Annotated in this window: 17 protein-coding genes and 1 pseudogene; 12 read left to right on the forward strand and 6 right to left on the reverse strand. The window is 63.7% G+C overall.

Annotated features, from left to right (window positions below; genetic code table 11):
• Positions 1-54 precede the first annotated feature (54 nt).
• Entirely contained in the window at positions 55-750 is a 696-nt protein-coding gene (locus N8A98_RS10365; RefSeq protein WP_262171158.1) for a TetR/AcrR family transcriptional regulator, read from the reverse strand.
• A gap of 261 nt (positions 751-1,011) precedes the next feature.
• Here N8A98_RS10365 and N8A98_RS10370 point away from each other — a divergent pair, with 261 nt between their 5' ends.
• Positions 1,012-2,337 carry an erythromycin esterase family protein gene (locus N8A98_RS10370; protein WP_262171160.1) on the forward strand — a complete coding sequence of 442 codons (1,326 nt, stop codon included), beginning with the start codon at positions 1,012-1,014 and terminating at the stop codon, positions 2,335-2,337.
• Between the two features lie 43 nt (positions 2,338-2,380).
• Entirely contained in the window at positions 2,381-3,052 is a 672-nt protein-coding gene (locus N8A98_RS10375) for a phosphoribosyltransferase (protein ID WP_262171162.1), read from the forward strand.
• A gap of 32 nt (positions 3,053-3,084) precedes the next feature.
• Here N8A98_RS10375 and N8A98_RS10380 read toward each other — a convergent pair whose 3' ends face one another.
• Complete coding sequence (locus N8A98_RS10380) at positions 3,085-4,026, reverse strand: GlxA family transcriptional regulator (RefSeq protein ID WP_262171164.1); 942 nt, start codon at positions 4,024-4,026, stop codon at positions 3,085-3,087.
• An 89-nt stretch (positions 4,027-4,115) separates the two neighbouring features.
• Between N8A98_RS10380 and N8A98_RS10385 the strand changes: the two genes are divergently transcribed.
• Entirely contained in the window at positions 4,116-5,267 is a 1,152-nt protein-coding gene (locus N8A98_RS10385) for a DJ-1/PfpI family protein (RefSeq protein ID WP_262171166.1), read from the forward strand.
• A 68-nt stretch (positions 5,268-5,335) separates the two neighbouring features.
• Here N8A98_RS10385 and N8A98_RS10390 read toward each other — a convergent pair whose 3' ends face one another.
• Entirely contained in the window at positions 5,336-5,848 is a 513-nt protein-coding gene (locus tag N8A98_RS10390; protein WP_262171168.1) for a cupin domain-containing protein, read from the reverse strand.
• A 165-nt stretch (positions 5,849-6,013) separates the two neighbouring features.
• Here N8A98_RS10390 and N8A98_RS10395 point away from each other — a divergent pair, with 165 nt between their 5' ends.
• The 7 genes from N8A98_RS10395 (at position 6,014) to N8A98_RS10425 (ending at position 15,960) form a co-directional block, all read left to right on the forward strand.
• Positions 6,014-7,678: an ABC transporter ATP-binding protein gene (locus tag N8A98_RS10395; RefSeq protein WP_262171170.1), complete on the forward strand. Its 1,665-nt coding sequence runs from the start codon at positions 6,014-6,016 to the stop codon at positions 7,676-7,678.
• Between the two features lie 85 nt (positions 7,679-7,763).
• Entirely contained in the window at positions 7,764-8,744 is a 981-nt protein-coding gene (locus N8A98_RS10400; RefSeq protein ID WP_262171949.1) for an SDR family oxidoreductase, read from the forward strand.
• 205 nt (positions 8,745-8,949) lie between these two features.
• The gene (locus N8A98_RS10405; RefSeq protein WP_262171172.1) at positions 8,950-9,519 is read left to right on the forward strand and encodes a TetR/AcrR family transcriptional regulator; all 570 of its coding nucleotides are present in this window, start codon (positions 8,950-8,952) and stop codon (positions 9,517-9,519) included.
• 101 nt (positions 9,520-9,620) lie between these two features.
• Entirely contained in the window at positions 9,621-10,817 is a 1,197-nt protein-coding gene (locus tag N8A98_RS10410; RefSeq protein WP_262171174.1) for an efflux RND transporter periplasmic adaptor subunit, read from the forward strand.
• Between the two features lie 11 nt (positions 10,818-10,828).
• Entirely contained in the window at positions 10,829-13,975 is a 3,147-nt protein-coding gene (locus N8A98_RS10415) for a multidrug efflux RND transporter permease subunit (RefSeq protein ID WP_262171176.1), read from the forward strand.
• Positions 13,976-14,053: 78 nt separating this feature from the next.
• Positions 14,054-14,623, forward strand: coding sequence for a PadR family transcriptional regulator (locus N8A98_RS10420; protein ID WP_262171178.1), 570 nt, complete (start codon positions 14,054-14,056; stop codon positions 14,621-14,623).
• A 110-nt stretch (positions 14,624-14,733) separates the two neighbouring features.
• On the forward strand, positions 14,734-15,960 hold the full coding sequence (locus N8A98_RS10425) for an MFS transporter (protein WP_262171180.1): 1,227 nt from the start codon (positions 14,734-14,736) through the stop codon (positions 15,958-15,960).
• Positions 15,961-15,970: 10 nt separating this feature from the next.
• Here N8A98_RS10425 and N8A98_RS10430 read toward each other — a convergent pair whose 3' ends face one another.
• Both N8A98_RS10430 and N8A98_RS10435 read right to left on the reverse strand, forming a co-directional pair.
• Entirely contained in the window at positions 15,971-16,798 is an 828-nt protein-coding gene (locus tag N8A98_RS10430; RefSeq protein ID WP_262171182.1) for a metallophosphoesterase family protein, read from the reverse strand.
• The gene (locus tag N8A98_RS10435; RefSeq protein ID WP_262171183.1) at positions 16,795-17,742 is read right to left on the reverse strand and encodes a diacylglycerol/lipid kinase family protein; all 948 of its coding nucleotides are present in this window, start codon (positions 17,740-17,742) and stop codon (positions 16,795-16,797) included. Before N8A98_RS10435 ends, N8A98_RS10430 begins: the two co-directional genes overlap by 4 nt.
• A 138-nt stretch (positions 17,743-17,880) precedes the next feature.
• Between N8A98_RS10435 and N8A98_RS10440 the strand changes: the two genes are divergently transcribed.
• Positions 17,881-18,618: a phosphatase PAP2 family protein gene (locus tag N8A98_RS10440; protein ID WP_262171184.1), complete on the forward strand. Its 738-nt coding sequence runs from the start codon at positions 17,881-17,883 to the stop codon at positions 18,616-18,618.
• Here the strand turns inward: N8A98_RS10440 and N8A98_RS10445 are convergent.
• A complete protein-coding gene (locus tag N8A98_RS10445; protein WP_262171186.1) occupies positions 18,609-19,862 on the reverse strand; it encodes a D-amino acid dehydrogenase in 1,254 nt (417 codons plus the stop codon). The genes N8A98_RS10440 and N8A98_RS10445 overlap by 10 nt on opposite strands.
• Positions 19,863-20,049: 187 nt before the next feature.
• On the opposite strand from N8A98_RS10445, the pseudogene N8A98_RS10450 reads away from it, so the two are divergent.
• Positions 20,050-22,324 (forward strand): annotated as a pseudogene (locus N8A98_RS10450) (NADP-dependent malic enzyme).
• Positions 22,325-22,326: the final 2 nt, after the last annotated feature.

Raw genomic sequence — 22,326 nt, forward strand, 5'->3', positions numbered from 1 at the left:
GAGCTGCAACACCCGCAGTTAGAAGGGAAGGCGATAAAGTGATAGAATATTCGATTATCTTGTCACGATGGCATGTGGCGGTCGCGGCGCGAGCTGTTCCGGCAGGAAGCAGCGGAGATAGGCGATGGCCGCGCGGGAGCTTTCAGCCACGTAGACGTCCTCGATGGTGCCGTGCTCGGCATAGGAAATGGCCCAGATGCCGTCCATGATGCCGATCGAAACGGCGAGCCAGAATTCAAGATTGAGTAGACCGCTGCAATCAAAGCGCTGGCGCAGGTCCTCGGCGCGGCTCACCGCCAGAGCGGCGTTACCGCGCAGATCGAGATGACGCACTTCAACGCTGACGCCGGCACCCATGAACAGGCGCAACGCGGCGGGATGGCGATTGAGGTAGCGCGCACCATTGCGCTGGCGCATCCGGATCAGGTCCTGCCATTCGCTCGGCTCGGGATCGAGCGGCTGGCGCGCTAGATTGGCGAGATCGCGGTGGTAACGGCCGGCCAGTGCCACCAAAGCGGCGTTTCGATTGGGGAAGAAATGGTAGACCGAGGGCAGGGGCACTCCGGCCTGCTCGGCAATGGTGGCCAGGCTGATATCGTCATTGTGCGAATAGGCCAAAAGATGCTCGGTGGCGTCGAGTAGCACTTCCACACGCTTGACCCCACGGGCCCGCAGCGGCCGGCGCGGCACCGAGCGACGCTCGATTTCCTCCGGGCTGACCGACTTCCGCCGAACGAGTCCTCTATCCATCTGCAGACCCCTGTTATGGCCAGGACAATATAGCATCATCAAGGGTTGCCAAGGACAGGTGTCGGCCCGGTACTTGGGCAGGCGTTTGCTGACATGCAGGCGGGCGTCTCGTGGCGCGCATGCGCCTTTGGGTGAACCATGACGCATCCCCGGCGTTCAGGTTCTGAGGGCGCCTGTTGTGGGAGGCGGAGATGAGCGCCACTGGAATCGAAGCTTTCGAGATGTCGTTGCGGGTGTGCGGCGCGCGTGGGGAGAGCTGATATGGATAGTCTTGAACTCAGGCCGGAAGCGGCTTTCGAGATAGGGCACGCGATCAAGGCTGCGTGCCAGCCATTGCCCGACCCAGACGAATCCGTTGCCTTCGGCGCATTTTTCGAACAATTCGCCGATGCGCGGGTGGTGCTGCTGGGCGAGGCCTCGCATGGCACCTCCGAATTCTATCGGGCACGGGCCGCCATCACCCGCAATCTGATCACCCATCATGGTTTCAACATCGTCGCGGTGGAGGCCGACTGGCCCGACGCCAGCCGCATCGACCGCTATGTCCGCCACCGCGGCGCGGGGCGCTATGATGAGGACTCGTTCGCGAGATTCCCCACCTGGATGTGGCGCAACCGGGAGGTCGGGGAGTTCATTACCTGGCTCCGCGCGCACAACGAGGCGCTGCCGATGGAGCGGCGGGCCGAGTTTCGCGGGCTCGATGTCTATTCGCTGCGCAGCTCGATCGCGGCCGTTCTGCATTATCTTGACCGGGTCGATCCGGAGGGGGCCGCCATGGCGCGGCGGCGCTATGGATGCCTCACGCCCTGGCAAAGCGAACCGGCCTGGTACGGCCGGGCCGTCGTAAGCGGAGAGCGTGACCCTTGCGAGGATGACGTCGTGGCCCAGCTGGAGGAGCTGTTGTCGCGCCAGTTCGACTATGCCGCCAAGGACGGCGAAGACTTTGCCGATGCGGCGCAAAATGCCCGCATCGTACGCGCGGCCGAGCAATATTACCGCATCATGTATCGCGGCTCGAACGATTCCTGGAACCTGCGCGACCGCCACATGTTCGAGACCCTGCAGCACCTGCTGGAGCGGCGTGGTCCCGACGCAAAACTGATCGTATGGGCGCATAATTCCCATATCGGCGATGCGGCCGCGACTGCCATGGGCTGGCGCGGCCAGTTCAATATCGGGGAACTCTGCCGCACTGCGTTCGGCGACAGCGCCGTGCTGATCGGGTTCGGCACCGACCGGGGCAGTGTGGCAGCGGCCGATGACTGGGACGCGCCGATGCAGATCAAGACCGTGCTGCCCTCCCGTCCCGATTCCTACGAGCGGGTGTTCCGCCATACCGGAATTGCCCGCTCGTTGATCGACCTGCGTGAACCCGGCGAAGTCCGCGAGGCGCTATCGCAGCCGCGGCTGGAGCGCGCCATCGGGGTGATCTACCGGCCCGAGACCGAGTTGCAGAGCCATTATTTCGAGGCGGTGCTGCCCGAGCAATTCGATGCCTATGTCTGGTTCGAGGATACCAGAGCCATTGCCCCATTGCCGAGCAGCCGGCCGCATGGTGTGCCCGAGACCTATCCGTTTGGAGTCTAGCCATGCGCGCGGCCGGCCGGCAGCGTCAAGGGGAGTTAAGCCCATGTTTGCGACATCAGCCCTGTTCACCGACCGCCGGGAGGCCGGACGGCGCTTGGCCAAGGCGGTTGCTGCCCTGGGGCTCAGCGATCCGATTGTCCTGGCGCTGCCGCGTGGCGGGGTGCCGGTGGCCCTGGAAGTTGCACTAGCCTTGCGGGCGCCGCTCGATCTGCTGCTGGTGCGCAAGCTTGGCGCTCCGGGACATGAAGAATACGGCATTGGGGCGCTGGTCGACGGCGCAGATCCGCAGATCGTGCTCAATGACGAAGCGATGGCGATCATCAAGCCGCCGCCGGACTATGTGGAGGCCGAGACACAGCGCCAGCTGATCGAGCTCGAACGCCGCCGCAAGGCCTATCTTGGTTCCCGCCAGGCGCTGCCGGTAAAAGGGGAAACCGTGGTCATCGTGGATGATGGCATCGCCACCGGCAGCACGATCACCGTCGCATTGCGCGCCTTGCGCAAGGCCGGCGCCGCCGGGGTGGTGCTCGCCGTTCCCGTGGCGCCGCTCGATACGATCGATCGCCTGCGCGAGGAGGCCGACGGGGTGGTGTGTCTCGCGACCCCAGAGCCTTTCGGCTCGGTCGGCCAGCACTATGTCAGCTTCGGGCAGACCAGTGACCAGGAGGTGGTCGATCTGCTTGCGGCAGCTGCTGCCGGCCGGCACGCCGGGTGAGATCGGAAGGCAGGCCCATGATGCCCGCTGTTCTAAACCCGGTCGCGGAGTGACCGGCGCAGCAATTGGGGCGATTGCCCCAGGACGCGCAGGAAGGCGCGCCGCATCCGGCCGGCATCCTTGAGGCCGATCTGGCGGGCGATTTCTTCCAGGCTGCTACTCCCGGCCTCGACGGCGTCGCGTGCAGCGGCAACCCGAAGCTGCTCGATGGCCTTGGCCGGTGTGGTGCCCATTTCGCGCAGAAAGGCGCGCGAGAAATTGCGCGGGCTCATTGCGGCGTGTTCGGCAAGCTGCTCGACCGTCAGCGCCTCGCCCAGATTTGCCCTGGCCCAGTCGAGCAGAGCCGCGAAGCGTCCGGATCGTCCGCCCAGCTCCAGCAGGCCCGAAAATTGCGATTGTCCGCCGGGGCGGCGGTTGTGCACCACGAGTTGCTGGGCGGTGCGGCGGGCGATCGAGGGGCCGTGATCGTCTTCGATCAGGGCGAGTGCGAGGTCGATGCCGGCGGAAATTCCGGCCGAGGTCCACATGTCGCCGTCGCGCGTGAAGATACGGTCGGGCTCCAGACGCACACGCGGGTAGTGGCGCCGGAAACGCTCGGTACTTTCCCAATGGGTGGTGGCCAAGCGCCCGTCAAGCCGGCCGGCCTCGGCCAGCAGGAAGGCCCCCGAGCACACGCTGGCGAGCCGGCGGGGGTGGATGGTTTTCAGCCAGTCCACCACGGCGTGGAAGGCGGCCATGTCCCAGACCAGCTGGCCACCCGAGACGATGATGGTGTCGAGTCCGTCCGTGCCGAGCGGCCCCGCCGCCAATTCGAGACCGCTGGAGCTGGTGACCATGCCGGCGGAGGGTGCCAGGATTTCAAGGGCATAACCATCCGGCACATAGCGGGACGCGATCTCGAATGCTGCCGTCGGGCCGACGACGTCGAGGAATTGAAAGCCTGGATGAATGACGAAACCAATGCTGCGCGGCATGGCCGTTTTTGCCCGATATATGTCATTTCGGACATAGTCGGTCGCAGGCTAGGCTGTCGTCAAGATGCGGTTCAGCGCAGGAGAGTGGCGTGCGGAAACGTGGGGTCGCGGGATGGGCATTGCTCGGTATTGCCATACTGGGGGCGGGCGGCTTTGGCATCTGGCTGGCATCCCTGCCGTCAGGGGGCGGGGCCGCGGCGCCGCCGGTGCCGGAGGCCGAGGCGGCCGCCATGCTCGAGACGCTGCGGCCCGCCAGTGCTGAGCGGCCGCTGATTGCCGTGATCGGGCTCAATGACGCGACCGAGACGACTGATTACCTCATACCGACCGGAATTCTGCGGCGGGCCAACATTGCCGATGTGCTGATGCTGGCAACGGGTCCGGGTCCGGTGCAGCTCTATCCCGCGCTCAAGGTCGAGCCTGATGCGAGCATTGCCGCATTCGACGCGGCGCATCCCGATGGCGCGGATTACGTGATCGTGCCGGCAATGAGCCGGGATGACGACCCGGCAGTCATGGCCTGGCTGCAGCAGCAATCGGCCAAAGGGGCCATCATCATCGGCGTCTGTGCAGGGGCCAAAGTGGTCGGCGCGGCTGGCTTGCTCGATGGCAAGCGCGCCACGACGCATTGGTATTATCTGCGCCAATTGCTGCAGCGCAACCCGACGATCGACTATGTCGCCGACCGGCGCTTCGTGGCCGACGGCAATGTCGTGACGACCACCGGTATCACCGCATCCATGCCCATGATGCTGACGCTGATCGAGGCCATTGCCGGCCCGCAAAAGGCCAGTGCGGCGGCACGTGACCTCGGGCTTGAGCATTGGGACGCGCGGCATGCCAGCAGCGCATTCCGGTTCACAAGGCCGTTCGCCACCACCGTGCTTGCCAATACGCTCGCCTTCTGGAATCGCGACGAGTTCGGCATTGCCCTGGAGCCGGGAATGGACGAGGTCTCGCTGGCACTGGTGGCCGATGCCTGGTCGCGGACCTACCGGTCCCACGCGACCACCTTCGCCGCTTCCATGGCGCCGGTCGTGACGGCCAATGGCTTGTCCATCCTGCCCGACCGGGACATGCAGGATTGGCCGGCGGCGGACAAAGTCTCGATATCTTCGGGCCAGAGCCCCGCCGCGGCGCTGGATCAAGGCCTTGCGGCGATCGCCGACCGATATGGCGAGGGCACAAAAAATGTGGTCGCCATGCAGCTCGAATATCCCCAATCCGACGCGATGCCGTGAGCAAGGCGATCGCGTCCCCGGAACGCTGCGGGTCAAAACCGCCGTTCCGGCCGCTGGATCGGTTTAGTTCAGTCCGCCGGACTATCCGGGTCGTCGATATTTTCTCCCTCCCAATAGCCGAGCGGGGTCAGCCGGCCGCCTTGCTTGAAGGTGCCATCGTAACGGTGGAATCCGGAGAGACCGACATCCACGCGGACGCGGCCGCTGTCGGGATATTCGATCACTTCGGCATTGGTATTGTTGGACAGGGCCAGATAGCGCAGCGGCTCGCTGCCGGTATTGATAAGCTGATGGGCCGCCCCGGCCGCCGGAGCCCCCAGGCAATCGCCCTGCCGCACCGGAATGCGGTCATCGCCGAAGCGGTATATCCCCTGGCCTGAAAGGATGAAGAACAGCTCATCGGACGTGTGGTGGCGATGGAACGGCATCGACGTCTTGCCGGGCGGAACGACGAGATAATTGACGCCCAGGGCCTTAAGGCCGAGCGCGGTGCCGATTTCGGCGTATTGGTTGGCGAAGCGCGTGCCCACAATGTCCGGTTTGAGCGGCAGCGTATCAAGATTGACGACAACTTCAGCCATAAGCGGGACTCCCTTTCCGATCGAGCATGGCAGCTTCTAGGGAGCATCGGCCAAGCGGCCGGCGTCCGCAATGGGGCGGTTGCCGGGTCGATCCGCCGGTCGTTATTTCCTCCCCGCTGGCCGAATCGCTTAGGCTTGCAGTCCTGGCGAGGGGAGAAAGCGACCTTGAAATTCGACTTGCCCCTGATTTCCCCGCCGCTGCGGACGATCCTTTCGAACTATCTCAAGACAGCCCGGCTGGTGCTGTTGGCCGTGCTCGTCACCACCCTGCTGGGTACGCTTACCTCTATCAGCGCGCCTTACCTGTTTTCCCGCCTGATCGATCAACTCACGTCGGCGTCAATGGCCGGCGGCCTGCTTTGGGCCTTCATGGCCTATGCCGTGCTGATGGGGGCCGCCTACACGTTCCAGCGCATGTCGAGCTTTCTGACCTTCATGACGTCGGAGAGCCTCAACTTTGTCACCTCGACCGCGTTCTTTGCCCGGCTGCTCGAGAAAACCTCAGACTTTTTTCTCGAGCACAACCCCGCCGAGATCGAGAGCGCCCAGCAGAAGGGCGCCAGTGCGCTCAATATCGTGGTGCAGTTTGCCCTCGCCGCCGTGCTTCCCAGCATCGCCCAGCTCATCCTTGCCCTGGGCCTGTTGGGCACCGTGCTGGATCTGGATATCGCGCTGATCGTTTTCGGCTATGGCGTGGTCTATGTGGCGCTCGTTACCCGCGCCGCCTCGGTAACGCGGCCCCACCTGGACGAAGCCATCGAGCAATCCCAGGCCAGTTCGCGCTTCGTCGGTAACGCAATTTCCTCGATGGACACCCTGCGCCAGTTCCAGTCCGACCGCTGGATGATCGGCCAATTCAACGATCGGGAGCGCACGGTTCTGGACGCCTTCGGCCGCTATGCGATGATCCAGGTGCGCTATGCTTTCGTCTTCGGTCTGGCGCTCACCGCCCAGTTTGCCATCACCCTTTGGCTGCTGGTGCCGCGCGTTGCGGCGGGCGAGCTGACGGTCGGGGATCTCGTGCTGTTCAATACGCTGCTGCTCCAGCTCAACATTCCCTTCCAGATGATGGGCCAGGCGATCCAGCAATTTGCCCAATCCTATTCCAACTTTGTGCCCTTTGCCCGCATGTGGCAGGCCGAGAGCCATGACGATCCGGACAGCACGCGCAGCTTTGCGGTGACCGAAGGCGTTATCGCGTTCACCGACGTGTCCTATCTCTACGGCAATGGCCGCGGGGTTTGCGGGGTGAATTTCACGGCCCGGCGCGGGACCATTACCTATATCATCGGCGATACCGGCTCGGGCAAATCCACGCTCTTCAAGCTGCTGCTGAAAGCCATGCGTCCCGCCACCGGCAGCATCACCATCGATGGGGTGGATCTGGGTTCCATCGCGGGCGCCGACTGGTTTGCCCATGTCGCGGCGGTGCCGCAGGACATCGTGTTGTTGAACGATACCCTCGCGACCAACATCGTGCTCGGCCGCCCGTTCGACCAGGCCCGGCTGCGGCGGGCCGCCGAACGCGCCGCCATTCTGGGCTTCATCGAAGGTCTTGAATCCGGCTTTCAAACAATGGTCGGCGAACGGGGCCTCAAGCTCTCGGGCGGGGAACGCCAGCGCATCGCCATTGCCCGTGCGCTCTATGCCGATCCGGCCATCGTGCTGCTGGACGAAGCAAGCTCGGCGCTCGATGCGGAAACCGAAAAAGACATCATGGACCAATTGCGCCGCCTCCGTGACGAGGTCACCATTATCGCCATCACCCACCGGCTCAGCGTCATCGCCGCCGACGACAATGTGGTCAGGATCGGCAGTACGCCGACATAACGCCGTTGAGGGAGACGGGCGGGGCGTTTCGCGTTACCATTATTGATAATGATGGCTGATGATTTTTGAAACCGAGGTCTTTTCAATGGCGATGAGCGTGCTTTTTATTGGTGGTACGGGGCAGATTTCCTATCCCTGCGTCGAGCGGGCGGTGGCAGCGGGGCATGAGGTCAGCGTCTATAATCGGGGCAAAAGGGGCGGGGCGCTGCCGGCGGGGGTGACCTCGATCATCGGCGAGCTTGGCGGGCCGGACTATGCCGAATTGGCCAAGGCCAGGTATGACGTGGTGTGCCAGTTCATCGCGTTCACGCCTGATCAGGTGGCGCGGGATATCGAGGTGTTTTCCGGCCATTGCGGGCAATATGTCTTCATCTCGTCGGCCTCGGTCTACGAAAAGCCGGCGCGCCATTATGTGATCACCGAGCAGACCCCGGCGATCAATCCCTACTGGCCCTATAGCCAGGCCAAGATTGCCTGCGAAGACCTGCTCAAGGGGACGCAAGAGCTGGACTGGACCATTGTCCGCCCTAGCCACACCGTGCGCACCGGCCTGCCCATCATGATGGGCGACGCCGACATCATGGCGCGGCGCATGCTGGATGGGGAGCCCACGATCGTGGCGGGGGATGGTCATACACCCTGGACGCTGACCCGGTCGGTGGATTTTGCGGTGCCGTTTGTGGGGCTGTTCGGCAAGCCGGCGGCCTTGAACGAGATTTTCCACATCACCAATGATCGCGCCCATATCTGGGACGATATCCAGAAGGCCATTGGCCGGCTGCTCGGCGTCGAGGCCAGAATTGTGCATGTGCCGACCGATACGCTGATCCGGTATAACCCCGACTGGGTGGGGCCGCTGGTGGGGGACAAGGCCTGGACGGCGATCTTTGACAATTCCAAGGTCAAGAGCGTGGCGGGGGATTTCAGCTGCGCGCAAAGCCTTGATGAGATCCTGGCCGAGCCGATCATGCATCTCAAGCAACGCCTGGCCGCCAATCGTCCGCCCAAGGGCGAGTTCGATGCGCTGGTCGACCGGATTTGCCAGGCGCAATTGGCGCTGGGCTAGGCGGATTGCAGCGCGGCACCTGGCCTTTGGGCGGTGCCGCGCCACCGAATCTGGCGGCCACCGGCGCTGGGAACGCGGGCTGTAAGCATCGCGCGGGATTATTGAAGGCCCGTCGCTGCATGCCTGCTGCACCGTCAGCGCATTTGACAAATGGTGCTTGCCCCAATTAATTTCCGACTAGTCGGTCAATAACCCCAGCAGTATCATGGCGCGCCCCAGGACAATCGATCTCGACCGAGTTCTCGATGCCGGGGAACGGGTGGTCATCCGCGATGGCGCGTCAAACCTGACCCTTGATGCGGTGGCCGCCGAGGCCGGCATCAGCAAGGGCAGCGTGCTCTATGACTGCAAGAGCAAGCATGCGCTGATCCAGGCGATCATCGAGCGCAAGATCGCGACCGAAGACAAGAAAACCGAAGCCGCCGTCGCCCAGCTGAGCGGCCAGAAGAATGCCGAGATTCGCGGGCGCATTGCGGTTGCCGCAGGTTGGCTGGGGGAAGAGGCCGAGCCGGTCGCCCTGCAATTGTGTTCGGCGCTGGCCCAGGATGAAGATCTGCAATGCCTGGTACGGGCGAGCGTGAACCAGGCTCTGACTAAAGTGGCCGATACCTCGGAAAATCCGCGTGCGGCCCTCGTCGCCCTGCTGGCGCTGGAGGGGCTGCGGTCCATGCATCTGATGGGTTTTCACAAGTGGTCCCCGGCCGAGTTTACCGGGCTGCTCGCCGAAATCGAACGTATCGCAATGACGCAGGGTGATAGCCCCGCACCAGCCTAATTCTCTTTCTCAATCTCGCGTAGTTCCGGCTGTCCCACCGCCATCAGGCGCGCCTGGGTAGGCCTCCCTTTGTCCGTTCTGCCAAAATTTGGATATTCATCATGAAGGCGATTAGCTCCCTGGCCAAGGCTGCAAGCGTGCTCGCGCTGCTGACTTTTATTGCAGCCTGCACCGAGTCCAACAGCGCGCCCCAGGCCGCCCCCGGCGCGCCACCTCCGATGCCGGTCAGCTTCGTCGAGGCTAAACCCGAGCAATTGGCGATCACCAATCAATTGCCGGGCCGGATCGCCCCGACCCGCATTGCCGAGGTTCGCCCGCGCGTTTCGGGCATCATCATCGAACGGGTGTTCGAGCAGGGCAGCACGGTTGAGGAAGGCGATGTGCTCTATCGCATCGATCCTGCACCGTTCCAGCTGCAGGTCGACAGCGCCCAGGCCAGCCGCGACCGCGCTTTGGCGCAGCAGACGCAGGCCCGCCAGCAGGCCGCCCGCGCCATCGCTTCGCGCGAACGCAATATCGGCACCGAGCAGAATGCCGACACGGCCGAAGCGGCCCTGGCGTCAGCCAATGCCGATGTGGCGCTGGCGGAAGTGGCGCTGGCCCAGGCCAAGCTCAATCTTGAATATGCCGAGGTCAAGGCGCCGATTTCGGGCCGTATCGGGGGCGCATTGGTCACCGAAGGGGCGCTGGTCAATGCCGGCAGCGGGGAGAACCTGGCCATCATCCAGCAGCTCGACCCGGTCTATGCCGATTTCACCCAGCCCTCCAACGAGATGCTGCGGCTGCGCAAAGCGCTCGAAGACGGCACCCTGGCCAGTCTGGCGCCGGGCGAGGCCAGCGTCAAACTGCTGATGGACGATGACAGCACCTATGCCCATGCCGGGCGCCTGCTGTTCTCGGGCGCGGCAGTCGATGCCAGTACTGGTCAGGTGACCCTGCGCGCCGAAATCCCCAATCCCGATGATAATCTGCTGCCCGGCATGTATGTGCGGGTGTTGCTGGACCAGGGCGTGCAAAGCGGCGCTTTTGCCGTGCCGCAGCAGGCAGTGCAGCGGGATGCCGGCGGGCAGTCCCAGCTCTATATCGTGGGCGCGGACAATGTCGTGGAATTGCGCACGGTCACTGTCGGGCGCTCGATCGGCTCCCGCTCGGTGATCGAGCAGGGCCTGATTGCCGGCGACCGGGTGGTTGTCGAGGGCGTGCAGAAAATCCGGCCGGGCTCTCCGGTCGCGCCAGAACCATGGACGCCACCCGAAGCGGTGGCCGCGGCTGAGGCTGCTAAAACTCCCGCAAGCTAAGGTCGTTTTTTATGGCACAATTCTTTATCGGCCGGCCCATCTTTGCATGGGTCGTGGCCATCTTCATCATGCTGGCGGGCATTATCGCCCTGCCGATGCTGCCCATCGCGCAATATCCCAATGTGGCCCCGCCACAGGTCACCATCAACGCCGTCTATCCGGGTGCCTCGCCCGAGGACATGTATCAAAGCGTGACCCGGCCGATCGAAGAGGAAATGAACGGCGTCGAAGGCGCCATGTATTTCGAATCCACCTCGGATTCCTCGGGTTCGGTGACCGTTACCGTCACGTTCGAGCCGGGCACGGAATCGAGCCAGGCGGCGACGGATGTGCAGAATGCCGTCCGCCGGGTTGAATCGCGCCTGCCGCAGATCGTGACGCAGCAGGGTATCCAGGTGCAGGAAGCCGGCAGCGGCTTTCTGATGCTGGTGGGCCTGCTCTCCACCGACGGTTCGCTCGACGCCGTGGGCCTGGGCGATTATCTCAGCCGCAACGTGCTGGGCGAAATCCGCCGGGTCGAAGGTGTCGGCCGGGCGCAATTGTTCGCCTCCCAGCGCGCCATGCGCGTCTGGGTCGACCCCGACAAGATGAGCAGCCTCAACCTTACTACCCAGGAAGTGACCGCCGCGATCCAGTCCCAGAATGCCCAGGTTACGGCCGGGCGGATCGGGGCACAGCCCAATCCGATCACCCAGCAGGTGTCGGCCACGGTGCTGGTCAGCGGGCAATTGCGCTCGCCCGAAGAGTTCGGCGCGGTGGTGCTGCGGGCCAATCCGGATGGATCCTCGGTTCGCCTGCGCGATGTGGCGCGGATCGAAGTGGGGGCGGAGAGCTACAATTTCTCTACCCGCATCAATGGGCAGCCCGCCGCGGCGCTGGCCGTGCAGCTGTCCCCGTCGGGCAATGCGCTATCGACCTCCGAGGGCGTTCGCCATCGCATGGAGGAACTGGCCGAGTTCTTCCCGCCGGGCGTGGAATATACCATTCCCTACGATACCTCGCCCTTCGTCGAAGTCTCCATCGAGAAGGTGCTGCACACGCTTGTCGAGGCCATTGGCCTCGTCTTTATCGTGATGTTCATTTTCCTGCAGAACTTCCGCTACACGCTGATCCCGACGCTGGTGGTGCCGGTGGCGCTGCTGGGAACGCTGGCCATCATGCTGGCGACAGGATTTTCCATCAACGTTCTGACCATGTTCGCCATGGTGCTGGCGATCGGCATTCTGGTGGATGACGCTATCGTCGTGGTGGAGAATGTCGAGCGCATCATGGCCGAGGAGGGGCTGTCGCCCAAGGACGCCACGCGCAAGGCGATGAAGCAGATTACCGGCGCCATTATCGGCATTACGCTGGTGCTGTCGGCGGTGTTCGTGCCCATGGCCTTCTTCCCCGGCGCCGTCGGGGTGATCTATCAACAGTTCAGCATCACCATGGTGGCCTCGATCCTGATCTCTGGATTCCTGGCCCTGTCGCTGACGCCGGCGCTATGCGCCACCTTCCTCAAGCCCATCAAGCCGGGCCATCACGAGCGGAAGGGTCCGTTCGGCTGGTTCAACCGCGGACTGAAAAACACGACCAATGGCTATTCCAGGGGCGTTGGCTGGCTGATCAACCGCACCGGCCGCTTCATGGTGGTCTATCTCGCGTTGCTGGTCGGGCTGGGCTGGGGTTTCCTGCAATTGCCGTCGGACTTCCTGCCCAATGAGGACCAGGGTTTCGTCATCGTCGACATGCAGGCGCCACCCGAGGCCAGCAGCAATCGGGCCCGCGAAGTGGCCAACCAGGTGGAGCAAATCTTCGGCCAGGAAGCGGCCGTCGAAAACACCGCCGTGGTCAATGGCTTCAGCTTTTCGGGCGCCGGCGACAATGCGGGCCTGGCCTTCATCACCTTCAAGGACTGGAGCGAACGCGACGCCAATAATTCGGCGCAGGCGATTGCCAACCGCGCCAATGGCGCCCTGTTCGGGCTCAAGGACGCGATCTCCTTCGCGCTCTCGCCGCCTGCTATCCAGGGCTTGGGGACCTCGAGCGGCTTTACCTTCCGCTTGCAGGATCGTGCGGGGCTGGGCCAGGCAGCGCTGCTCGCGGGCAGCGATCAATTGATGGCGGCGGCATCGCAAAGCCCGATCCTGGCAGGTCTGCGCGTCGAAGGCATGCCGGCGGCAGCGCAGGTGAACCTGGTGATCGACCGCGAAAAGGCTAATACGCTGGGCGTAACCTTTGCGGCGATCAATGCGACGATCTCGTCCAATCTGGGCTCGTCCTACGCCAATGACTTCCCCAATGCGGGGCGGATGCAGCGGGTGACCGTGCAGGCGGACCAGGACCAGCGCATGCAGGTCGATGACCTGCTCAAGCTGGATGTGCCCAATAGTTCGGGCGGCATGGTGCCCCTGTCGTCCTTTGCGACGGCGGAATGGCAGCGCGGCTCGTCCCAGGTGGTGGGCTATAACGGCTATCCGGCGGTCCGCATCGGCGGGGCGGCAGCACCGGGCTATTCATCAGGCGACGCCATTGCCGAGATGGAACGGCTGGTGGGCGAATTGCCCAATGGCTTCGGCTATGAATGGACCGGGCAGTCGCTGGAGGAAATCCAGTCGGGTTCGCAAGCGCCCTTGCTGGTTGGCCTCATCGTCATCTTCGTCTTCCTGCTCTTGGCAGCGCTCTATGAAAGCTGGTCGATCCCGCTTTCGGTGATGCTCGTGGTGCCGCTGGGGGTGTTGGGGTCGGTGATTGCGGTGTCGCTGCGCGACATGCCCAATGACGTCTACTTCAAGGTCGGGTTGATCACGATTATCGGGCTATCGGCGAAAAACGCCATCCTGATCATCGAGTTCGCCAAGGATCTGCGAGCCCAGGGCATGCCGCTGCTGCAGGCGACGATCGAAGCCTCCAAGCTCCGGTTCCGGCCGATCCTGATGACGTCGCTGGCCTTTACCCTGGGCGTGGTGCCGCTGGCCATTGCCACGGGCGCCAGCGCCGCCAGCCAGAACGCCATCGGCACTGCCGTGATGGGCGGGATGATCTCGGCAACCGTGCTCAGCGTGTTGTTCGTGCCGGTCTTCTTCGTCTTCGTGATGCGGATTTTCGGCGATCGCAAAAAGCAGGAAAAGTCCACGACGGACGATTCCACTGCGGTCGCCGCACCGGCGGAGTGACCCTCGGCCAGCAAGGGGCAGGGGCGGCGCAAACCGTCCCTGCCTTCACCCTATTCCGGAATGGGAAAGGCGAGTGCTTTGACTGTTGAACAATTGTGCCTGTCGATCCTCTATGAGGGTGAAGCGACCGGCTATGACATCCGCCGGCATTTCAGCGAAGGCGAGGCGGCGTGGTTTGCCGATGCCAGTATCGGGGCGATCTATCCGGCTCTGGCCAAGCTCGAAGCCAAGGGCCTGGTGGGCTTTGAGATCGAGGAGCAAGTCGGCAGACCCAGCCGCAAGGTCTATCGGATTACCGAAGCGGGAAGGCAGGCCTTCATGGCGGGGTTGCGGGAGCCGCTGGCCAAGGACAAGTTCCAGAGCTCGTTCCTGCATTTCCTGCGTTTTGCCCATCTGGCGCCACGCGAAGTGGTGGTGGCCAATATCGAGGCGCGCCAGCAGCATCTCGATGAGGAAGTGGGGCGGCTCGAGGCCATGCTGTCGCAAAGCTCGAGCAGTTCACAGGGCCGCTGGATGCTCGAATATGCCCTGGCGATGACGCAGGCGATGCGTGAGGGGCTGAACACGGCCATCCGCAAGATTTGTGCCGACCCGAGCTGTGGCAAGGACCGCTCTGCTGAGGCAAGGTCGCCTTCCGCCCGGGGGTGAGCCGCCGCGGGCCTTGCCCAAACCAGCCGCCAAAGTATTTCTCTCTTTTCCAGCCGAACCGCTGTTTGCCCGCTCGTCGATAGGGCAGGTGTTGGGAGAGGAGCGGGAAAGTGAACGAGCGATATGGTTGGGTTGTGGTGGCAGCGGGCGCTGTCATCACCTGCGTGGCGATGGGGGCGATGTTCGCCCTGCCGGTCTATCTGCAGCCGATTGCCGAGGAGACGGGCTGGACGCGGGCCGGCATTTCGGGCGCCATGACTTTGGGGTTCATCGTCATGGGCGTTGCCGGGTTCGGCTGGGGCGCGCTGAGCGATCGGATCGGGGCGAGGCCGGTTGTCTTCATGGCCGCGCTATTGTTGGGCGCCGGGCTGGTGCTGGCCAGCCGCGCCACTGATCTATTGATGTTCCAGTTTGCCTATGGCGGATTGGTCGGGGCATCCGGGGGCGCCTTCTTTGCGCCGATCATGGCGGCGACGGTCGGCTGGTTCGATAAGCATCGGAGCCTCGCCGTCTCGCTGGTTTCGGTGGGCGGCGGAGTGGCGCCGATGGTCATCACGCCCTTTGCCAGCGTGTTGATCGCCAATTATGGCTGGCGCAGCGCTATGCTGGCGATTGCCATTGGCGCGGTGATCATCGTGCTGCCGGCAAGCCTGCTTATTCGCCGGGCGCCGGCGCTGGTCGAAGCGCCGGTTCCGGCCGGTGATGGCGTTGCCATCGAACGCCGGCCGTCTGCTGCCGCCAGCGCGTTGCGGACGCCGCAATTTGTCGTTCTGGCCGCGACATTCTTTTTGTGCTGCGCCGCCCATTCCGGGCCGATCTTCCACACGGTGAGCTATGCCATGATCTGCGGGGCATCGTCGCTGGCGGCGGCGAGCATTTATAGCGTGGAGGGGGTGGCGGGGCTGTTCGGCCGGCTGATCTTTGGCGTGCTGGCCGATCGGCTCGGAGTGCGCCGGGTGCTGGTGGCCGGGCTCGTGCTGCAGGCATTGGGCATCTACACCTATATTTATGTGACGCAGCTGGAGCATTTTTACATGCTCGCCGTGGTGCTGGGCATGGCCTATGGCGGGGTGATGCCGCTTTATGCGGTGCTGGCGCGCGATTATTTCGGTCCGCATGTCATGGGCACGGTGCTGGGCGCGGCGACGATGACGTCGAGCATCGGCATGGCGTTTGGACCGGTGGGTGGCGGCTGGCTCTACGATAATTTCGGCAGCTATCACTGGCTTTATGTCGCCTCGGCCGCCGTGGGTATTGCCGCGGCAGCCATGGCGCTGGCGTTTCCGCCACCCAAGCGGGACGAGGGGGACCAGCAAGGCGAGGTGCAGCCTGCGTGAGGGCCGCGGTTCAGACCGGCTCGGATTCCTTTTCGCGGGTCACCCATTGCTGGCCTCGCCATTCGCGCACGGTGATGGCGATGCGTTCGGGCGTGATGGTGATGATGTTGTAGGCGTTCGGCTCGCCGCGCAGGCGGGTCGAGATGGTCGAGGAGGCCTGGGCGACGAGGATGGGCGCCACGGCCGATTTCCGCAGACCGGTGGGCGCGCCCTGGTTGGTGGTGCCCTGGGCGTGGTGCTTGCGTACATAGGACAGGTGAAAATGCCCCGAGAGGACGAGGCGCACGCCAAGGCGGGCGAAGGTTTCCAGCGCTTCGTCGGCCCGCTTCACCCGCTTGGTCTTTTGCAGCATGGGCTCGGTGGGAAAGAGCAGGGGATGGTGGGCGACGATGACCCGAATGGCGTCGGGCGAAGCCTGGGCGAAACGGGTTTCGAGATCCTCGAGCTGGCCGCGCGAAATGCTGCCATGGCCCCAATTCCATTCCAGCCGCGCCCGGCGTGAGGTGCGCATGCCCAAGAGGGCCACCCCGCCCATTTCGAGGAAGGGTTCAAGGTCGCGGGCGATGTAGCGGCGGTAAAAGCCATAGGGGTTGAGGAAGCGGCGCAGGATATTGACCGCAGGCACATCGTGATTGCCCGGCACGGCGAAGATCGGCGCCTTGAGCGTATCGAGAAAGGCGCGCGCGGCGATGAATTCGTCCTTGCTGCCGATCTGGGTGAAATCGCCGCTGATGACGATGAGATCGGGCGCAAGGCCGGTAATGTCGGCGGCAAGGCCCGCGGCCGCTTCCGCGTCGTGATGGCCGAAATGCAGGTCGGACAGGTGGACGAGTTTCATGCGCGCATGGCCTCGTCTGCGGGGGCTTGGGTATCGGGCAGGGGTGGCAGGGCCAGCACGGTCAGGGCCTTGGGGTGAATGGTGAAATGCAGCGGCGTGGTCAGGGTCTCCACCTCGCCATCGAACATGACCTTGAGCAAGCCCTTGTGGCTGGTAATGGTCACGGCGCCAACGCTTTGCACGTCCAGCGCCTGATCCTGATGCCAGCGGCCCAGCAGCATGCCGCTGGCCAGGCGGAAGAAATCGACAAAGGTCAGGCGCTTGAGCACGTAAAGGGTGAGGGTGCCGCCATCGAGCCGCTCCCGGGCAAGGATGCGGCCAAAGCCTTCATCATAGGAATTGCTGGCCACGGCCACGGCCTGGACGCGTTCCACCCGGGGCTTGCCTTTGTCGTCGGCATCGATGGCGATGGCGATGCGGCGGGTGCGCTGGAGCCGGCGGAAGACATAGCGCATGAAGCCGAGTTTGGGGGAGACGCCGGGCATGGTGCGGATATATTCGCGGCCGGCGGCAAGGCCCGGAATGGTGCCGATGACCACTTTGTGCAGGAAGAAGCGGCCATTGACCTCGCCCACATCGATCTGCTGCTCGACGCCTTCGGCAAGGGCCGCCACGGCGGCTGGTGTATCAAGGGGAATGCGCAAATCCTTGGCGAGGGCATTGACCGTGCCCAAGGGCAGAATGGCCAGCGACTTGCCGGTGCCCAGGATGGGGCCGCACAGCGCGGTGATGGTGCCGTCGCCGCCGGCGGCCACGATGGTGTCGGCAGGACCGGCCAGGGCCTCTTCGATGCGCTCCTGCATGGGGCGGTCGGCATCGGCATCGATCGTTGCGGTCAGCCCGTTGCTGGCGAACATCTCGGCAAGCGCGGTCTCGGTGATGCCGGTGGCAAGGGCCGTGCCGGCATTGGCATTGAAGATGACGTGAAAGGTTCGCGTGGGCATGCGGCTCACAAAGCTGGGATGATTGGCCTCTAGGTAACGGGCGCGCATGCCTATTGGTTCAGCCTTGCGCTAAAGTTGAGGAACGTAGCAAGCTGCCCGGCGTTGCCTTGCCGGCCCTAGCGGAGACGATTTCACTCTATGCTGCAAAACTTTATCCGTTCCCGCCCCTATCGGGCCCTGCGCGATTTCGTCAAAGCCGAGGCGCTGCTGCTGAGCGGCATAGCGCTGGTCAGCGGGCTGATCCTGGGATTTTTGCGGCTGGCCGATGAAATGCTGGAGGGGGAGACGGAGGCGTTTGACCGCGCCATTCTGATGCTGTTCCGCGACAAGGCCAATATCGACCAGGTCATCGGGCCGCCCTGGGTGCAGGAAATGGTGCGCGACGTGACGGCGCTGGGAAGCTTTGCGATTCTGGGCCTGTTGGTAACTGGGGTCGTCGTCTATCTCGTGCTGGCGCGGATGCGGGGCATGGCCCTGCTGGTGCTGGTTTCGGTATTGGGCGGGACCGTGCTCAGTACGGTGCTCAAGATGGGCTATGACCGGCCGCGGCCGGACCTGGTCACCTCTTCGCACCAGTTCACCGCCAGTTTTCCCAGCGGCCATGCCATGCTGTCGGCAGTGACATTTCTGACGCTGGGGGCGATTCTGGCGCAGGTGGCGCCGACGCGGGCCCTGCGCATCTTTGCCATCAGCGGGGCGATCTTCCTGACGCTGATCGTGGGCATCAGCCGGCTCTATATGGGGGTGCATTTCCCCAGCGACGTGCTGGCAGGCTGGTGCCTGGGCGCCGCCTGGGCGCTGGGCTGCAGCCTGGTTGCCTTCTGGCTGCAGCGGCGGGGTGCGGTGGAGCCGCCGGCCGGGAAAACTCAGGCATAGCGCTCGGGGCCGAGATCCTTCATGTCGATTTCGGGCTTTTTGCCGGCGATGAGATCGGCAATGGCGCGGCCCGAACCGCAGGCCATGGTCCAGCCCAACGTGCCGTGACCGGCATTGATGAAGAGATTGGCCTGCCTGGCACGCCCCAGAACCGGGGTGCCATCGGGCGTCATCGGCCGCATGCCGGTCCAGAAGCTGGCTGAAGCCGTGTCGCTGGCGCCGGGGAACAGATCGTTGACGCAATGGGCCAGCGTGTCGCGGCGCTTGGGATCGAGCCGGTTGTTGTAGCCGGAGAGCTCGGCCATGCCGCCGACGCGGATGCGATCGCCCAGGCGGGTGATGGCGATCTTGTAGCTTTCGTCGAGCACGGTGGAGACCGGGGCCTTGGCCGCGTCGCTGATCGGGGCGGTGATGGAATAGCCTTTGACCGGATAGATGGGCAGCTTGAGGCCGATGGTTTTGGCAAGGAGCGGGGTGAAGCTGCCCATGGCCAGCACATAGTGATCGGCGGTCAATGTGCCGGCGCTGGTCTTGACCGCGGTGATGCGGTCGCCCTGCTGTTCGATGGCTTCGATACTGGTGTTGAAGCGGAACTCGACGCCCAAAGCCTTGGCCATGTCGGCCAGTTTGTTGGTGAAGATGAAGCAATCGCCGGTTTCGTCATGCGGCAGGCGGAGGCCGCCGGCTATCGGGGCGGGGGAATTGGCAAGGCCCGGCTCGGCGGCGATGCAGCCGGCGCGGTCGAGCACCTGATAGGGCACGCCATATTGCTCGAGCACCTCGATATCCTTGTGGGCGGCGTCAACCTGCTTTTGTTCGCGGAACAGCTGCAAGGTGCCCCGCATGCGCTCGTCATAGGCGATGCCGGTATCCGCCCGCAGCGCGACCATCAGGTCGCGGCTATATTCGGCGATGCGCACCATGCGCGCCTTGTTGATGGCGTAGGCCTTGGGTGTGCAATTGGCCAGAATGCGCAGCATCCATTCGATCATGGCCGGATCGAGCGAGGCGCGCAGGATCAGCGGGGGATGGGTCATCATCAGCCATTTGATGGCCTTTTGCGGAATGCCGGGCCCCGCCCAGGGCGAGGCATAGCCGGGCGAGATTTCCCCCGCATTGGCAAAGCTGGTTTCAAGCGCCGGGCCCGGCTGGCGGTCGATGACGGTGACCTCGTGACCATCGCGGGCCAGATAATAGGCGGTGGTGGTGCCGATGACGCCGGAGCCGAGGACGAGGATTTTCATATTCGGGATTTCTTCGCGATGGGATTGCTCACGACACTAGCGGGCAGGCCGGGGAAGTCGATGAAAATTCTTGCCGGCGCCATGGGTGGGGTATTCCTTAGTCTAAGGTCGGGTTTGCTGCGGGGGTGGAGCTGTTCCATACCCGTGCGCCAGTTCAGACAGACGCTCCGGGGAGGAACCAACCGCGATGTCCAACGATACCAATAGCTTGCGCGAAGCCGCACTGCATTTCCATGAGTTTCCGCGTCCGGGCAAACTCGAAATCGTGGCGACCAAGCCCTTGGCCAATACGCGCGATTTGTCGCTGGCCTATTCGCCGGGTGTGGCCATCCCCTGCGAGGAAATCGCGGCTGATCCGCAGGCGGCCTATAAGTATACGGCCAAGGGGGAATCTGGTTGCCGTCATCTCCAATGGCACGGCGGTGCTGGGGCTGGGCAATATCGGGGCGCTGGCGAGCAAGCCGGTGATGGAAGGCAAGGCGGTGCTGTTCAAGAAGTTCGCCGGCATCGATTCCATCGATATCGAGGTCAACGAGCAGGAGCCCAAGCGGTTCATCGAAATCGTGGCGCCGCTGGAGCCCAGCTTTGGCGGGATTAATCTGGAAGATATCAAGGCGCCAGAATGCTTCGAGATCGAGGAAGCGCTGCGCGAGCGGATGAATATTCCGGTGTTTCATGACGACCAGCATGGCACGGCGATCATTGTGGCCGCAGCGGTGATCAACGCGATGCGGCTGGTGGGCAAGGACATTGCCAAGGTCAAGATCGTCACGTCCGGTGCGGGGGCCGCGGCCATTGCCTGCATGAATATGCTGGTGGCGGTGGGGGCGAAACGCGAAAATATCTGGATCGCGGATTCCAAGGGGCTGGTCACCAAAAAGCGTGGCAATGCGGTCGATCGGTGGCGCGGGGCATTTGCGCGGGACAGTGACAAGACCGAGCTGAGCGAAGTCATGGCCGGGGCCGATATTTATGTCGGGCTGTCCAAGGCGGGGGCGCTCAAGCCTGAGATGATGAAGGACATGGCGGCCAATCCGCTGATCCTGGCGCTGAGCAATCCCATCCCCGAAATCATGCCAGAACTGGCGCGGGCGGCGCGGCCCGATGCGATGATCTGCACCGGTCGAAGCGACTATCCCAACCAGGTCAATAATGTGCTGTGCTTCCCCTTCCTGTTCCGGGGGGCGCTGGATTGCGGCGCGACCGTGATCAATGAGGAGATGAAGGCGGCGGCGGCGCATGCCATTGCCAAATTGGCGCATGAGCCGGGGCTGGAAGCGTCGGCGCATGGCGTGCCGGCAATCTTTGGGCCGGAATACCTCATTCCCAATCCGTTCGATCAGCGGCTGATCCTGCGCATTGCGCCGGCGGTAGCCAAGGCGGCGATGGAGTCTGGGGTGGCGCAGCGGCCGATCGCGGATTTTGCTGCTTATCGCGATAGCCTCAATCGCTTCGTGTTCCGCTCCGGCATGGTGATGAAGCCCATGCTGGAGCGGGCGCAGGGCGAGGGCAAGCGCATTGCTTTTGCCGATGGCGAGGATGAGCGCGTGCTGCGGGCGACGCAGGTGATGTTGGAGGACGGCATTGGCCGCTCCATCCTGATCGGCCGGCCTTCGGTGATCGAGCAGCGCATCGAGCGCTTCGGGCTGACGTTGAAGGCGGGGCGCGATTTCGATGTGATCAATCCCGAGGATGATCCGCGCTATCGCGATTATGTGGCGCTGTTCCACGACATTACCGGGCGCAAGGGCGTGACGCCGGACACGGCAAAAACCATTGTGCGCACCAATACGACGGTGATCGGGGCGCTGGCAGTGCGGCGGGGCGAGGCGGATGCCTTGATCTGCGGCTTGCAGGGAAGGTTCATCAAGCATGCGCGCGATATTCAATCGGTGATTGGGCTGGCGCCATACAGCTCGCAGCTTTCGGCGCTTTCCATGCTGATCATGAGCCGGGGCGTGTTTTTCCTGGCCGATACCTATGTGAATATCGATCCCAGCGCCGAGGAGATCGTGGCGATCACGCTGCAGGCGCGCGACCATCTCAAGCGCTTCAATATCGAGGCGCGGGCGGCGTTGCTGAGCTATTCCAATTTCGGTTCGCGCGATGGGGCGACGTCGGAAAAGATGCGGGTGGTGTTCGAGCGGCTGCAAGAGGTGGCGCCTGATCTCGTCGTCGATGGCGAAATGCAGGGCGATCTGGCGATCAATGCCGAATTGCGCGAGCGCTATGTGCCCAATTCGGTGCTGAAGGGGGAGGCGAACCTGTTGATCTTCCCGAACCTTGAATCGGCAAACCTCTCCATGACGCTGCTCAAGGAGCTCAACAATGCGCTACCGGTGGGGCCGATCCTGATGGGAACCAGGCAGCCGGCGCATATCCTGGCGCCGTCGGTGACCAGCCGTGGCGTGGTCAATATGGCGGCGATTGCCGCGACCGAGGCGCTGGGGGTGAATGCTTAGAG

The organism is Devosia neptuniae (assembly GCF_025452235.1).
Lineage (GTDB): Bacteria > Pseudomonadota > Alphaproteobacteria > Rhizobiales > Devosiaceae > Devosia.